General features: G+C 35.2%; 14 protein-coding genes. 11 read left to right on the plus strand and 3 right to left on the minus strand.

Going from position 1 to position 15,882, the window contains the following annotated elements:
* Positions 1–81: 81 nt before the first annotated feature.
* Entirely contained in the window at positions 82–2,712 is a 2,631-nt protein-coding gene (locus EXIGUO8A_RS02580; protein ID WP_159301820.1) for a valine--tRNA ligase, read from the minus strand.
* Positions 2,713–2,906: 194 nt separating this feature from the next.
* Here EXIGUO8A_RS02580 and EXIGUO8A_RS02585 point away from each other — a divergent pair, with 194 nt between their 5' ends.
* Complete coding sequence (locus tag EXIGUO8A_RS02585) at positions 2,907–3,299, plus strand: DUF1573 domain-containing protein (protein WP_116769965.1); 393 nt, start codon at positions 2,907–2,909, stop codon at positions 3,297–3,299.
* 57 nt (positions 3,300–3,356) lie between these two features.
* On the opposite strand, the gene EXIGUO8A_RS02590 is transcribed toward EXIGUO8A_RS02585, so the two are convergent.
* Entirely contained in the window at positions 3,357–4,562 is a 1,206-nt protein-coding gene (locus tag EXIGUO8A_RS02590) for an aspartyl protease family protein (RefSeq protein ID WP_236564418.1), read from the minus strand.
* 279 nt (positions 4,563–4,841) lie between these two features.
* On the opposite strand from EXIGUO8A_RS02590, the gene EXIGUO8A_RS02595 reads away from it, so the two are divergent.
* The 9 genes from EXIGUO8A_RS02595 to EXIGUO8A_RS02635 all read left to right on the plus strand — a co-directional run bounded on the left by EXIGUO8A_RS02595 (position 4,842) and on the right by EXIGUO8A_RS02635 (position 13,755).
* Entirely contained in the window at positions 4,842–6,032 is a 1,191-nt protein-coding gene (locus tag EXIGUO8A_RS02595) for a pyridoxal phosphate-dependent aminotransferase (protein ID WP_159301822.1), read from the plus strand.
* The gene (gene murB, locus EXIGUO8A_RS02600) at positions 6,032–7,048 is read left to right on the plus strand and encodes a UDP-N-acetylmuramate dehydrogenase (RefSeq protein ID WP_159301823.1); all 1,017 of its coding nucleotides are present in this window, start codon (positions 6,032–6,034) and stop codon (positions 7,046–7,048) included. Before EXIGUO8A_RS02595 ends, murB begins: the two co-directional genes overlap by 1 nt.
* Before the next feature lie 207 nt (positions 7,049–7,255).
* Positions 7,256–7,819, plus strand: a complete 564-nt coding sequence (locus tag EXIGUO8A_RS02605) for an RNA polymerase sigma factor (RefSeq protein WP_116769969.1) — start codon at positions 7,256–7,258, stop codon at positions 7,817–7,819.
* Complete coding sequence (locus EXIGUO8A_RS02610; RefSeq protein ID WP_116769970.1) at positions 7,816–8,574, plus strand: anti-sigma factor; 759 nt, start codon at positions 7,816–7,818, stop codon at positions 8,572–8,574. The genes EXIGUO8A_RS02605 and EXIGUO8A_RS02610 overlap by 4 nt, the downstream gene beginning before the upstream one ends.
* A gap of 74 nt (positions 8,575–8,648) precedes the next feature.
* Positions 8,649–8,852, plus strand: coding sequence for a membrane or secreted protein (locus EXIGUO8A_RS02615; protein WP_116769971.1), 204 nt, complete (start codon positions 8,649–8,651; stop codon positions 8,850–8,852).
* A gap of 42 nt (positions 8,853–8,894) precedes the next feature.
* Complete coding sequence (locus EXIGUO8A_RS02620; RefSeq protein WP_116769972.1) at positions 8,895–9,455, plus strand: RNA polymerase sigma factor; 561 nt, start codon at positions 8,895–8,897, stop codon at positions 9,453–9,455.
* A gap of 101 nt (positions 9,456–9,556) precedes the next feature.
* Positions 9,557–10,432, plus strand: a complete 876-nt coding sequence (lipA, locus tag EXIGUO8A_RS02625; protein ID WP_116769973.1) for a lipoyl synthase — start codon at positions 9,557–9,559, stop codon at positions 10,430–10,432.
* Positions 10,433–10,528: 96 nt separating this feature from the next.
* Complete coding sequence (gap, locus tag EXIGUO8A_RS02630; RefSeq protein ID WP_159301824.1) at positions 10,529–11,539, plus strand: type I glyceraldehyde-3-phosphate dehydrogenase; 1,011 nt, start codon at positions 10,529–10,531, stop codon at positions 11,537–11,539.
* Positions 11,536–13,755, plus strand: a complete 2,220-nt coding sequence (locus tag EXIGUO8A_RS02635) for a hybrid sensor histidine kinase/response regulator (RefSeq protein WP_317164565.1) — start codon at positions 11,536–11,538, stop codon at positions 13,753–13,755. Before gap ends, EXIGUO8A_RS02635 begins: the two co-directional genes overlap by 4 nt.
* Here EXIGUO8A_RS02635 and lpxK read toward each other — a convergent pair.
* On the minus strand, positions 13,736–14,737 hold the full coding sequence (gene lpxK / locus EXIGUO8A_RS02640) for a tetraacyldisaccharide 4'-kinase (RefSeq protein WP_159301825.1): 1,002 nt from the start codon (positions 14,735–14,737) through the stop codon (positions 13,736–13,738). The two genes, EXIGUO8A_RS02635 and lpxK, sit on opposite strands and share 20 nt — an antisense overlap.
* A 50-nt stretch (positions 14,738–14,787) precedes the next feature.
* On the opposite strand from lpxK, the gene EXIGUO8A_RS02645 reads away from it, so the two are divergent.
* Complete coding sequence (locus EXIGUO8A_RS02645) at positions 14,788–15,882, plus strand: Nif3-like dinuclear metal center hexameric protein (protein ID WP_159301826.1); 1,095 nt, start codon at positions 14,788–14,790, stop codon at positions 15,880–15,882.

Here is a 15,882-nt window from a genome sequence, read left to right on the forward strand (position 1 = left end):
ACTTACTAAATTTTAACAATAGAAAAAACCTCATTTCTAATGAAATAGAAATGAGGCTTACTTAATTTATCAACTAAAATTTTAGCTTAAACTAGCTAAACTTTTCTCTAATGTTTCAATTTTAGCTTCAGCATCGGCTAATTTTTGACGCTCAATCGCTATAACCTTTTCTGGAGCATTGTTCACAAAACGCTCATTGGAAAGTTTCTTCTGAACAGATTTTAAAAATCCTTTTGTATAGGTCAACTCTTCGTTGATTTTAACGATCTCCGCTTCAATATCGATAGCGCCTTCCATAGGCACAAAATACTCATTACTCTTAACACGAAAGGTTAACGCACCTTCTAACTGTTCTTTTACATAACTAATGTCAGATACATTGGTCAATTTAGATATGACCACATCAAAACGGTTACTAACCTTTTCAGTATTTAAAACGGATAACTCCAATGCTTCTTTCATTGGAATATTCTTGTTTTTTCTAATGGTTCTTACACCTGCGATAACCTCAGCCGCAAAGTCGAAATCTTCTAATAATTGCTCATCAATTTTACCTACTGTTGGCCATTTTGCAACTACCAGAGCTTCGCTCTCGCTTCTTTTGGAAATATGTTGCCAAACCTCTTCGGTCAAGAAAGGCATAAAAGGGTGCAATAATTTCAAGTTCTGTTCAAACAACCCAATCACTTGATCAAACGTTGTTTTGTCTATTGGCTGTTGGTAGGCAGGCTTAATAATCTCCAATAAAGAAGAACTATAATCGTCCCAAACCAATTTATAAATTGACATTAAAGCATCTGAAATACGGAACTTGCTAAAATGATCTTCAATTTCTACCAAGGTTTTGTTCAACTTAGACTCGTACCATGCCAAAGCAAGCTTAGAAGCTTCAGGCTGCTGAATATCTGCAACTTCCCATCCTTTTAGCAATCGGAATCCGTTCCAAATTTTATTGGCAAAGTTTTTTCCTTGCTGACATAAATCTTCATCGAACATAAGATCGTTACCAGCGGCAGAACTTAACAATAAGCCTACACGAACGCCATCGGCTCCATAATCTTCTATCAGTTTCAATGCATCTGGAGAATTACCTAAAGATTTTGACATCTTTCTACGCTGCTTATCTCTAACCAAACCGGTGAAATAAACATTCTCAAAAGGTTTTTTTCCTCTAAACTCATACCCGGCAACTATCATTCTAGCTACCCAAAAGAATAAAATATCCGGACCGGTAACCAAATCATTTGTTGGGTAGTAATAATTTACCTCTTCATTATCTGGATCCATAATACCACCAAATACACTCATTGGCCATAACCATGATGAAAACCAAGTATCGAGCACATCGGCATCTTGTCTTAAATCACTTATCTGTAAACCAGCATTGCCAGATTTCTCTTTGGCAAGTTCCAAGGCATCTTCTACGTTGGCTGCCACAACAAAATCTTCTTGTCCGTCACCAAAATAGAATGCCGGTATCTGCTGTCCCCACCACAGTTGTCTAGAGATGTTCCAATCGCGAACGTTCTCCATCCAGTGGCGGTAGGTATTTTCAAATTTCTTCGGATGAAGTTTTACATCACCACTTTCCAATACAGCTTCTAGAGCAGGTTTTGCCAAATCTTCCATTTTAAGAAACCACTGATCAGATAATTTAGGTTCAATAACAGCTTTGGTTCTTTCAGATGTACCCACTTTATTAATATGGGTTTCCGTTTTTACCAGAAAGCCATTTTCTTCTAGTTCTTTTGAGATTTCTTTTCTTACCACAAAACGATCTCTACCCTCGTAATGCATACCAAAACTGTTTAGGGTAGCATTGTCATTAAAGATGTCGATGGTTTCAAGATTATGTTTTTCACCTAGGGCTTTGTCATTTATGTCATGCGCAGGTGTAACTTTTAAACAACCTGTACCAAATTCCATATCAACGTATTCGTCTTCAATGATAGGTATTACCCTATTACAAATTGGCACAATGACCTTTTTACCTTTTAAATGGGTAAATCGCTCATCGTTAGGATTAATACAAATAGCAGTATCACCTAAAATTGTCTCTGGTCTTGTGGTTGCAATCGTCACCTTCTCGTCTGAACCTTCAATAGCATATGACAAATAGTATAACAGCCCTTGCTTTTCTTCATAAACCACCTCTTCATCAGACAAGGTTGTCTGTGCCTCTGGATCCCAATTTACCATACGATATCCACGGTAAATTAAACCTTTGTTATAAAGATCTATAAATACTTTGATGACGCTATCATATCGTTCTTTGTCCATAGTGAACGCTGTACGGTCCCAATCACAAGAACAGCCCAGTTTCTTTAACTGTTCTAAAATTATTCCGCCATATTCATTTGTCCAATCCCAAGCATGTTTTAAAAACTCATCTCTTGTAAGGTCATTTTTATTAATACCCTGCTCTTTTAATTTAGCTACGACCTTAGCTTCGGTGGCAATTGACGCGTGATCGGTACCAGGTACCCAACAGGCATTTTTACCTAATAAACGGGCTCTTCTAATCAATACATCTTGTATGGTATTGTTCAGCATATGACCCATATGTAATATACCCGTTACGTTTGGTGGCGGTATTACTATACTATACGGCTCCCTTTCATCGGGAACTGAATGAAAATATCCGTTTTTCATCCAATACTCATACCAATGAGATTCCGTGGATTGCGGATTATATTTTGAAGGAATTTCCATATTTGGAACAGTTTTTGAATAAATATAAATGTGGGTTATTAAAAATAAAGCCGAATTGACATTCTAACGGTCACTTCAGCTAAATTTTACCTAAAATTAAATACGAAACAAAAATAAGTAACGTTAGAGTATAACAAAAGGATTTTGAGGTTGATCTGAAAAGATTTAATTTTGAAGTCCACCCAAAATTAAATATGATGAAAAAAATAGTACTTGTATTATTTGTAGGCTTACTAGGATTTAGCTTGACCGCTCAAGACACTGCGGCCAAAATAGAGTTTAAATCAGAAACCGTTGATTATGGTGAAATCGCAAAAGGATCTGACGGAGTTAGAGTTTTTGAATTTACCAACACTGGTAATGCTCCACTTATTGTGAGCAAAGTAAGTTCTAGTTGTGGATGTACAATTCCTAAAAAACCAGAAGACCCGATTTTACCAGGTAAAACAGGTGAAATTCAGGTAAAGTATGATACTAACAGAGTTGGTCCTATCCGTAAGGCAATTACGGTGATATCAAACGCTGATACACCTACAAAGGTTTTAAAGATAAAAGGTGAGGTAAAAGCATCTACCGGTACCAAATAAAAAAAATCTTTTTTTAAATTTAAAAGCCCAACTTTTCAGTTGGGCTTTTTTTATGCGCTATTGTTCATCGAACAAGGGTTTCAACTCAAAACTGAACAGTAGATCATTGTCATACCGTTCCACTAAAACCTTTATCTTTTTATCTTTCTTTACGTTGAGCATATGCATGATCTCCTGTAATTTATATCTATGGATGCGCTTACCATTTACAGCTAAAATTACATCGCCCTCACGTAATCCTGCGGAATGTGCCGGACTCCCTTGACGAATTCCCGAAACAATTATCTCCGGAACCAGACTCAGCCTAGTTGCTCCTTGAAGTATAATCTGCACATTTCCATAAGACTTTGCATTACTATGTACTACACCGTTGGCATCGGTTATTCTTTCTGATACATATCTCATACCCGCATGTTGTAAATCTATACCGCTTATATTATACTGAAATATTTTACCGAAATTAGAATTTTTGGTAAGTATGAGTTTTTCATTGGCATAATCGAACGCGACATTAAATCTTTTTATTACCTCACCACCTAAACTTCCATTTCTACCGCCAAAATCTGCTATGGTATTAAAGGTTTCCATATCTGGAAATGCAGCCTTTGCATCACTCAATACAAAATCAGAAATTTTAATATGATCGATTTTTGTTCGTTTCCCAAAAATATCACCGGCCAAGCCCTTACCAAGAAAATCTTGATAATGCTTTTTAGGCAACTGAATTCGTTCATCTTCAAATAACCAAACCGCATCACTACTACCTGTATCCAACAACATTTTAACAGGTATTTCCTCGGTTTTATTTATCATCACAAAAGCGTCTAAATAAGCTTTTTTTCTAATGACCGTCATATCCACAACTCTAGTATTTTTGGTTGACCTATACCTATACTGCTCCTGATCATAAAATTTGATCGTTTTCTTTACATAGTTTACATCGACCACAAAATCGCGAAATAGGTCGTAACCAATAATACCATGTACAGGAATACCTAGGCTTGGCGAGAAATTGATACCAGCATCCATCACCACGTAAATATTTTGAGATATATTCTTGACGCTACCCAGCTGCACCTTATTACCAGTAGACTTAAGAGCATTAATGGGATCACCCTCTCCCAGCCCATTAATGGTTATCTCCGTAACATTATTCAGTTGAATAGAGTCTTGATCTGCCAAATTGAACAAAATGGGCGTACCTACTCCAGAATCTAGAACAAAAGATAATTCTGTACCATTTACCTCTACAGGAATAATCATTAGATTATTTATGAGCTGAAATTTTACTTTATGAAATTTCTTGCCCTTTGGCAATTGATACGTTTGTGCATTAACAGCGCACCCAATACTACAAATAAAAAGTAATGAAAAAAAGAAGCGTATACGTAACATGATCTGTATGAATTAGTTAAGCCTTTTTAAGATACGTATTTTTTTAACATAACCGTCAATTTTAACAGCAGCATGAAATTTAAATAAACCACAATTAAATTGTAAGTGCCATTATCATTTATCACTTTTGCGTAAAATTTAATTTATATGCCATCTGTTTCGAATAAAGGGCTTACAATGCCCCAATCGCCCATTAGAAAATTAGTTCCTTTCGCAGAAAGCGCTAAAAAGAAAGGAGTGCACGTCATTCATTTGAATATTGGACAACCAGATATAAAAACTCCCCAACAAGCACTCGATGCCGTAAAGAACAATAACATTAATGTGTTGGAGTATAGCCGCACCGAAGGATCTGAAGAATTTAGGAGCAAAATTGCCAAGTATTATATTAAAAATGATATTCCAGTTACTGCAGACGATATTATTGTAACCACAGGTGGATCAGAGGCTTTGTCATTTGCCATGAATACAATTGCGGATACAGATGATGAAATAATTATTCCAGAACCGTTTTATGCCAATTATAATGGTTTTGCCACTGCATGTGGTGTAACCGTTGTACCGGTGGTATCTAAACTAGAAGATAATTTTGCCTTACCCCCTATTGAAGAGTTTGAAAAATTAATTACAAATAGAACCAGGGCTATCTTAATATGTAACCCAGGTAACCCAACAGGATATTTATACAGCAAAGAAGAGGTACAAAAATTAGCCACTTTGGTTAAAAAGCATAACATCTTTCTGGTTGCCGACGAGGTATACAGAGAATTTACCTATGACAATAAAACCCATACTTCTATTTTAAAGGAAGAAGGTTTAGAAGAGCATGCGATTGTTATTGATTCGGTCTCTAAAAGATATAGTATGTGCGGAGCCAGAATTGGCTACCTAGTCTCTAAAAACAAGGATTTTATTGCTACTGCCCTTAAATTTGCACAAGCACGACTATCGCCGCCAACTTATGCACAAATTGCCAGTGAGGCCGCCTTGGATACTCCCGATAGCTACTTCGCCGAAGTAAAGGAAGAGTATGTAGCCAGAAGAAATCTACTTATTACTGAGCTAGAAAAAATAGACGGTATTAAAATTGCCAAGCCGCAAGGAGCTTTCTATTGTATTGCCGAATTACCTATTAAAGACGCAGATCACTTTGCGCAATGGTTGTTAGAGGACTTTAGCTTAGACAACGAAACAGTAATGGTTGCACCCGCTGCAGGATTTTATGCCACTGACGGTTTGGGTAAAAAACAAATTAGGATTGCCTACGTTCTTGATAAAGAGAGCCTAAAACGTGCGGTTTATATTTTAAGCGAGGCACTTAAAAACTACAAGGGTTAATGATTATATATGACCATTTTTCTTTAAAAAACTATAATACTTTTGGCATTGATGCTACCGCAAGGCACTTTGTAGAAGTTACGACCATTGAAGAATTACAGGACATTCTAAACAATAAAGAGTATCCAAGGAAAATTCTTATTGGTGGCGGTAGTAATATGTTGCTTACAGATTATATTGATGCCCTTTTTATTCATGTTAATTTAAAAGGCAAACAACTATTATCACAAGATAACGACACTGCAATAGTTAAGGTCATGGCCGGAGAAAATTGGCACGACATGGTGATGTGGGCACTTAAAAATGATTTTGGCGGACTTGAGAACATGTCATTAATTCCGGGAAATACCGGTACTGCCCCAATTCAGAATATTGGTGCCTATGGCGTAGAACTAAAAGACTGTTTTGTAAGTTGCGAGGCGGTGAGAATAGAAGATCAGCAGTTGGTAACCCTATCAAAAGAAGAATGCAAGTTTGGCTATAGAGATTCATATTTTAAAAATGAGGGGAAAGACAAATATGTAATAACCTCGGTTACTTTTTCTTTCACCAAAAACAATCATAAAATAAATTCTGGTTACGGTGCCATTGAAAATCAATTGGAAAAAGAAAATATATTAAACCCTACCATTAAAGATATTTCCAATGCAGTCATTGCAATTCGCCAAAGTAAACTGCCAGACCCAAAAGAATTAGGTAATAGCGGTAGTTTTTTTAAAAACCCGATTGTTAACAAAGAAATTTTTAAGGAATTTAATTTAAAGTACCCTGAGGCACCTTTTTATAAGGTTTCAGAAGAACTTTATAAGATACCGGCAGGTTGGTTAATTGAACAATGTGGTTTTAAAGGAAAACGTTTTGGTGATGCAGGAGTTCATAAAAATCAAGCGTTGGTATTGGTCAATTATGATAATGCAACCGGTAAGGACATATTGGATCTGGCGGCAAAAATTATTGCAGAGGTCAAATCAAAATTCAATATAGAAATTAGCCCAGAGGTTAATTTAATAAAATAACCCCTGTAATAAAATTACAAGGGTTATTACCAAACCAAACCAACCAAAAACAAAGTGGGCAGTTACCAGCCGACCACTTATTCAATATATATTTTTAGAAAACGCATCATTAACAATCAATTTTATAATTTAGCGTTTAAGCATATACGGTTCAATGTTAGCATTTGGATGTCCATTCTAAAAAAAATATGTGCATCTTTTTAAATTATGAGTACTCTATTAGAAAATCATATTGTTGAATTATTACAAGAGCGAAACGAAAAAGCGATTTCACTTTTGTACGATAACTATGCTGACACCCTACTAGGTGTTGCCAACAAAGTAGTTCGCGACCCTGAACTTGCCCAAGATGTAGTTCAAGAATCTTTTGTCAAAATTTGGAAAAAAGCAGATTCTTACGACCCTAAAAAAGCAAAACTTTTTACATGGCTTTTCAGAATAACACGCAATACCGCTATTGACAAATTAAGAAGTGTCAACACTAAAACTGATAAAGAAATCCAAATAGACGTTTCAGACGTATATACCTTAGGTGTAGAAAGTACAAGACCCGAATTAATGGATGTACAAGAACATCTAGGCAAAATTGAAGAAAAATATCAAATTGTTCTAGAAGCTCTTTTCTTTCAAGGAATGACCCAACAAGAAGCAAGTGATGAGTTGGACATCCCTTTGGGTACTATTAAATCTAGACTAAAGATAGGATTACGTGAATTAGGCAAAATATATGGTCCTGCCTTAATTGCCATGATTTTAAATATTGTATTATGAAAGACAAAATAAAAATTTTCCTTGATTCCGATTTATTGGAAAAGTACCTTTTAGGAACTACTACCGAGTTGGAAAGCTTGCAAGTGGAGCGTTATATTGCCATGTACCCAGAAGTGAGGAAAACGTATGAAGAGTTACAGGAAAATCTTGAGATTTTTGCAAAACTTCATGCCATTGAAGCACCACAAGGACTAAAAGATAAAATTAATGCAAGAATTAAAGCCGAGCGTAAAGGCAGAAAACGATTCTATAGCTATGCAATAGCAGCAAGTATTACCGCGATTTTATTTATTGGTATCTCAACATTCTTTTGGAACCAAAATCAAAGCCTACAAGAAGAGAACAGTGTTGTTAGCAATAAGATAAAATTGCTTGAAGAGAATATGAAAGAGCAGTTGGAAGATGTACGTAACCAATTTATTGTTCTTAACAACCCTCAAACCAAAAAGTACAACGTTAAAGGAAATCAAAAGGCAAAAGAACTTAAAGCGGTAGCTTATATTAACCCAGTTAAAAAGTTGTCATATATCAATGTAAGTAAACTACCTAATATTCCAGAAAGCCAGTGCTTTCAAATGTGGGCAGAAGTTAACGGTAAAATGATCAACCTTGGTATTATTGAAGAAGCTGGGGACCAACAAAAATTATTGGCTTTACCTTATGCGGAAAATGCCGTAGGCTATATCACTATAGAACAGAAAGGTGGCAACCATGCACCGAATGTAGAAAATATAGTTGCCAATATAGCATACTAAGCTATCTCACATAAAGTATTCTTAAAGCCCCATTTTTGGGGCTTTATTTTTTATCTTTGTATAAAATTCAGCATATGAAACTAGTATTATTGACCATAGGGTTATTAGGATTGGCTTTCGCAGGAATAGCTATTAAAATATGGTCTAAAAAAGATGGTAAGTTTGCAGGTACATGTGCCAGCCAAAGTCCGTTTTTAAATCAAGATGGGCAAGCTTGTGGTATGTGCGGCAAAATGCCAGATGAACAAGATTGTAAAAAAGATTTAATTTCGGAATAAGCAACTCTTCATTCTCAAAACAGGGGTTTACAAAATTTATATTTGAATAAGGCAGACACATTAAAAGAAACAATATCCAAAGCTAAACAAGGCAATCAAATTGCGTTCAGCCGTTTATTAGATATGTTTTGGAACGATGTGTACGGATTTCAATTAAAACGTACTGAAAACGAAAACGATTCTGAAGACATTACTATTCAGACCTTCTCAAAAGCGTTCGATAAAATTCATACTTATAATGACGCCTACGTATTCAAAACCTGGTTGATCACCATTTCAAAAAATATACATATCGATCTGGTTAGAAAGCGTAAAAAAAGTTTGTTGGATTCGCGTAGTAACTCCGAAGCTATTACCAGTGCTTTAGATGCATCTCCATCAATGGAAGACCAACTCATACAGGAACAGAATTTAGCCGATTTATTAAGGGATATTAAAAAATTAAAACCTCATTATCAAGCGGTAATCAATTTAAGATATTTCAACGAGTTAAGTTATGCCGATATCGCAACCCAGCTAAACGAGCCTATTAACAGTGTTAAGGTAAAATTGCTTAGGGCAAAAAAGCTACTGTCAGAAATTATCGAAGCAAGAAAAAAATAACGAATTCTATTTTACTTCATATTTTCACATTCATTTGTGTAGTATATAATTCCGCTTTATCCTCATTTTTATAGTTCGTATATTTGTATTAAAATTATAGCATGTCTACAGTTGTTAAAGAAAATGTTGCTCCACCAAAAGGCAAACCAAAATGGTTAAGGGTCAAATTACCTACAGGTAAGAAATACACCCAGCTTAGAGGTTTGGTAGATAAGTACGATCTTCACACTATTTGCACAAGTGGTAGTTGCCCTAATATGGGTGAATGTTGGGGAGAAGGTACCGCTACTTTTATGATCTTGGGAAATGTTTGCACGAGGTCATGTGGATTCTGTGGTGTAAAAACAGGTAGACCTGAAAATGTAGATTGGGCCGAACCGGAAAAGGTAGCTAGATCTATAAAAATTATGGGTATTAAGCATGCCGTAATTACTTCTGTAGATAGAGATGACCTTAAGGATATGGGCTCCATAATTTGGGCAGAAACCGTAAAGGCCATACGCCGAATGAACCCAACAACCACTTTAGAAACTTTGATACCTGATTTTCAGGGTATAGAAAAGCATTTAGATAGAATAGTAGCCGTTTCACCTGAGGTTGTATCTCACAATATGGAAACCGTTAAAAGACTTACCAGAGAAGTACGTATACAGGCAAAGTATGAACGTAGTCTTGAAGCTTTGAATTATTTAAAAAAGCAAGGTATAAATAGAACAAAATCTGGTATTATGCTAGGTTTGGGAGAACATGAAGATGAAGTTATTACAACCTTGGCAGATTTACGTAAGGCAGATGTAGATGTGGTAACCATTGGCCAGTATCTACAACCATCTAAAAAACACCTTCCTGTTAAAGAATTTATTACTCCAGAGCAGTTTAAAAAATATGAGGATATAGGTCTTGAAATGGGCTTTAGACATGTAGAAAGTGGTGCTTTGGTTAGATCTTCTTACAAGGCACATAAACACATACTTTAGATTTTTGTAAAACATTTTAAGATTTCAAAGTTTAATTAAGCAACATAGATGCTTTTAAACTTCTGTAGTCACTAGTATAAATATTTACGGTAACCAATGCAAAAATTAAATATTGGCATCAATGGTTTCGGAAGAATAGGAAGAACCCTATTTCGCCTTTTGCAAGCACACCCTAATTTGAACGTGGTTGCAATAAATGATTTGGCAGATACCCGAACGCTTTCACACTTATTAAAGTATGACAGCATACACGGCACTTCCCCATTAGATATTTCATGCGATGATACTCATATTATTGTTAATGAATCGCGTATAATCTTGCAAAATGAACCTCACCCTTCCAAGATTAACTGGACTGGTTCAAATGTAGATTTAGTAGTGGAGTGTACCGGTAAGTTCAAGGACAGGGATACCTTATCTCATCATATTAAAAATGGTGCTAAAAAGGTTATTCTATCCGTTCCACCAACGGAAGATGATATTAAAATGATTGTCTTTGGCATTAACGAAAATACGTTGATGGCATCAGATGACATTATATCGAATGCTTCTTGTACCACCAACAACGCAGCGCCTATGATCAAGGTAGTCAACGATCTATGTGGTATTGAACAAGCTTATATTACGACCATACATTCATATACTACCGATCAAAGTTTACACGATCAACCCCATAGAGATTTAAGAAGAGCACGCGCCGCCTCTCAATCCATTGTTCCTACAACAACGGGAGCTGCAAAGGCATTAACAAGAATATTTCCAGAATTGGCAGATACCATCGGAGGGTGCGGTATTAGGGTACCCGTGCCTAATGGATCATTGACAGACATAACTTTAAATGTAAAAAGAGAGACAAGTATCGAAGAAATAAATGATACTTTTGAAAAGGCTGCTCAAAATGAATTTAAGAATATCATAAACTATACTAAAGATCCAATAGTTTCTATAGACATAAACAATAGTTGTTATTCTTGTACGTTTGATTCTTTAATGACCTCTGTCATAGGCAAAATGGTAAAAATTATTGGTTGGTATGACAACGAAACAGGTTATAGCAGTAGAATTATAGATTTAATTAATTTCATTACTATTAAAAAATATATTTGAGAATTTTATTTTTAAATAAGGTATTTAAAATTTTACTAGTCCCCATTGTAATATTGGCGACTACTACTGCCGTATTTTCTCAAGACCCGATTTCCAAAAAAGATATTCAACCTTATTTTGACCAAGCAAGAAAGTTCAAAAACCAGGATAAGATCGACCTGGCTTTAGAAACATTGAACACAGCTGCTAACGAGGCCGAAAAACGTGAAGACATTAAAGGCTTAATAGATAGTCTACATGAACTTGCGCTTTTATACCTAAGAATAGATAAGGAAGGCGACACAGAATTCTATTGGGATCGTGCCAGTGTATTGCTTAAAGATATTTCTTATCCTTACGGAGATGGTATGCACAAATATATTGAAGCTATTCTATTACATAGGAGCAATAGAAACTTTCAGTCATTATTTATGCTGAACGAGGCCAAACAACTTAATAACGATCGCAATTTCTACAACAACTTACTACTGACCGAGGCGAAAGTTTATTTAAGCCTCGAAAAATATGACAGTGCCACTAAAAATTTAAATTCCCTTATCGTAAATACTGATGTATATGAGAAGGAATATTTGACCAGCCAGGCATATCTTACTCTTGCCGAGCTAAACCTAGGACTTGAAAACTACGCAGAAGCTGCCAAAAATGGCGAAAATGCATTGGCCGTTGCAGAAGACAATGGTTTTTTAGAAGATTTTAAGGATGCCAATATCCTACTAACAACCGTATATGAGAAATTAGGATTATATCAAAAATCGCTTAGTAATAGTCAAAATCTGGTTCAATTAAAAGATTCTATTTTCAATATCGAAAAGAGCAAAATAGAGGCAAAAACGGCAGATAAAATAAGGGACAATTACAAAACGGAAGAAATTGCACGTCAAGAACAGAAAATCGAAGAACTTACAGAATCTCAAAACAGGTCTGAGTTAACGGCTATTTTAACTTCCGCATTTTTGATTATCATATCATTATTGGCAGTTACCTTATACAGAAACAATCAAATAAAATTAAAGACCAACGATCTTTTACAAACAAAAAACAAAGAATTACAAATAGCTAGAGACGGTGCGGTACAAGCTATGGAAGCAAAAACAAATTTTCTTTCAACGGTTAGTCATGAGTTAAGAACACCGCTTTACGCAGTTACCGGGCTTACCCATTTATTGCTCGAGGAAAATCCTGAAGAACACCAAAAAGAACATTTAAAAGCTTTAAAATTCTCAGGAGATTATCTTCTTAATTTTATAAACGATATTCTTCATATCAATAAAATTGACGCCAATAAGCTTGAACCTTTAAATATGGAGCTCAACCTTAAAAAGGTAATTAATGAGGTAATCAATTCTTTAGGACAAAGTGCCAAATCTAACAATACCACTCTTATTCTAGAGTATGATCAGGATATCCCAAGCCATTTACTGAGCGACCCTTTAAAGTTATCGCAGATTTTCATGAATTTAATCGGTAACGCCATCAAATTTACCAAAGGAGGTGAAGTAAAGGTGATATCTAAATTATTGAATAAGAATCAAGACGAAGTCACCATCTATTTTGAGGTAAAGGATAACGGAATAGGTATTTCGAAAGAAAAGCAGAAAAGTATTTTTGAGGGATTTGAACAAGGTTCTATTCAAATTAACAGAGAATATGGCGGTACCGGACTTGGCTTAACTATTGTAAAAAGTCTTTTAGGGCTGTTCAACAGTCAAATTGAACTTGAGAGTAATTTGGGTCAAGGTAGTTCATTCTTTTTTGAAATAAAGATGAAGAGTATTGATGACCTTACTGAAGATGTTTCCTTTGAAATTACTCCGAAAGATTATGACTTTAAAGGTCTTCATTTATTGATAGTTGAGGATAATAAAATTAACCAGGTCATTACTAAAAAGATGCTGACCAAAAGGGATATGACCAGCGATATTGCCAACAATGGGCATGAGGCGGTTGATTTGGCCAAAGAAAATGTTTACGATGCCATCTTAATGGATATTCATATGCCCGGAATTAGTGGTGAAGAAGCTACCATTGAAATTAGAAAATTCAACCAAGAGACTCCGATTATTGCACTTACCGCAATTTCATTGGATGATAGTTTAGAAAGTTTTTATGCTGCCGGTTGTAACGATGTAGTAACCAAACCATTTAAGCCAGATATTTTCTATCAGAAAATCGGAGAAAACATTTTTGATAAAAAAGCTAAGAATTCTTTGACATAAACTGTTTCAACTCTTCTTTGAACAACTCATTTTCCCCAAACAAAAATTCGTGCTTCACCTCTATATAATGTAGGTTTGGTATTTTTGACCTCAGGCGCACATAATCCTTTTCGGTGGTTAGAATGGTATCTTTCCTTTTTAAATTTTCTATTTCCGTTGGTGTAAAAAAGTGATGATCATTAAATCTTAAATGATCGAATACAATACCGTATGATTTTAAAAAGTTCTCTAATGGCGCCGGATTTGCTATACCCGTTACCAATGTCACCTTTTTATCTTTTAAACTTTCAAGCGATATTTCAGCTCCTTTTAAATCTGTATTATAGACCAAATAACTAAAGAATACTTTTTGATGCGATTTTGGCTTTATGCTTAAAAGAACTTTTGATTTTTCCGATTGCGAAAGATTTGACGGACATTTAGTTACCACAATAACCTCTGCCCTATTTGCTTCCCTTTTAGAATCCCTTAAATCTCCTGTAGGCAAATACCAGTCTTTAGTGAACAAACTATCATAAGCTGTCAATAGAATTGAAAATTCGGGTTTTACTTTTCTATGCTGAAAAGCATCATCAAGCAAAATAACATCTGGATCAACCATTTTCTCAAGTTGATGAATACCATTTCTTCTGTCGACATCAACGGCAACAGCTACTTTTGGAAATTTACTTTTTAGCTGAAATGGCTCATCGCCTAAATTTTCAACACTCGTTTTATCATCTGAAAGTAAAAAACCTTGAGATTTTCTTTTATACCCTCTGCTTAAAATAGCAACCTCATGATTATCAGAAAGTGTACGAACCAATAACTCTATCATAGGTGTTTTACCCGTTCCCCCTACGCTTAGGTTACCTACACAAATAGTCTTTGTTGTAAAAGATGTTGAAGAGAAAATACCCACATCATACAAGCGGTTTCTTAGAAACACGATTATTCCGTAAATTAATGATATGGGAAAAAGAAGTTTTCGTAACACCTGCATCGCAACGAAATTATAATAATTTATCTTTGAATAACTTTTTTTTTAATAAAATGACCGTAAAAGATATTACCCAGATATTAGAAGAATTTGCTCCTCTACCATATGCCGAAGACTTTGATAATGTTGGCTTATTAGTTGGAAATGCAACTAACGAAGTAAGCGGCATACTGGTTACCTTAGATACCTTGGAAAATGTAGTTGATGAGGCCGTAGCCAAAAATTGTAACCTTATTGTTAGTTTTCATCCTATTATTTTTGGAGGATTAAAAAAGATTACCGGTAAAAATTATGTGGAACGGGTAGTTATTAAGGCCATTAAAAATGATATTTCTATTTATTCCAACCACACTGCACTCGATAATGCCAGATATGGCGTAAATGCTAAAATTTGCGATGTACTTGGACTGTCAAATACAAAAGTGCTTATTCCACAAAAGAATACTATCAAAAAATTAACTACCTACATACCTAAAAATAATATAGAGGAAGTTAAAAATGCGCTTTTTAAAGCTGGTGCAGGTAATATTGGCAACTATTCTAATTGCAGCTTTTCAGTTGAGGGTAACGGCAGCTATAAAGCAAATGAAGAGGCAAATCCGACAATTGGAGAAAAAGGAACTACGCACATTGAAAATGAAATAATGATTACTTGTGTTTTTGGGAAGGACAGAGAATCTGCCATTACCAAAGCTTTATTATCCTCCCACCCTTATGAGGAGGTTGCTTATGACATACAGACCATAGAAAATACGAACCAACATATTGGTATGGGAATGATCGGTGAATTGGACGAAGAAGTTTCAGAATTGGAATTTCTCAAGGAACTTAAGCTAAAAATGAACGCTAAATTGGTGCGACATTCCGCTTTATTAAAAAAGCCGATTAAAAAAGTAGCTGTACTTGGTGGAAGTGGGTCGTTTGCTATTGGAGCAGCCAAAGCCGCTAAAGCAGACGTATTCGTTACCGCTGACCTTAAATATCATCAATTTTACGAGGCTGAAAATCAAATAATTTTGGCAGATATTGGACACTTTGAAACTGAGCAGTTTACAAAAAACCTTTTAGTTGATTATCTTACAAAAAAAATTCCTAATTTTGCAATCCATTTATCGGAAAGTATAACAAATCCCATCAATTATTTTTAA

Origin of the sequence: Maribacter litoralis (assembly GCF_902506355.1) — a bacterium.
Classification (GTDB): domain Bacteria; phylum Bacteroidota; class Bacteroidia; order Flavobacteriales; family Flavobacteriaceae; genus Maribacter; species Maribacter litoralis.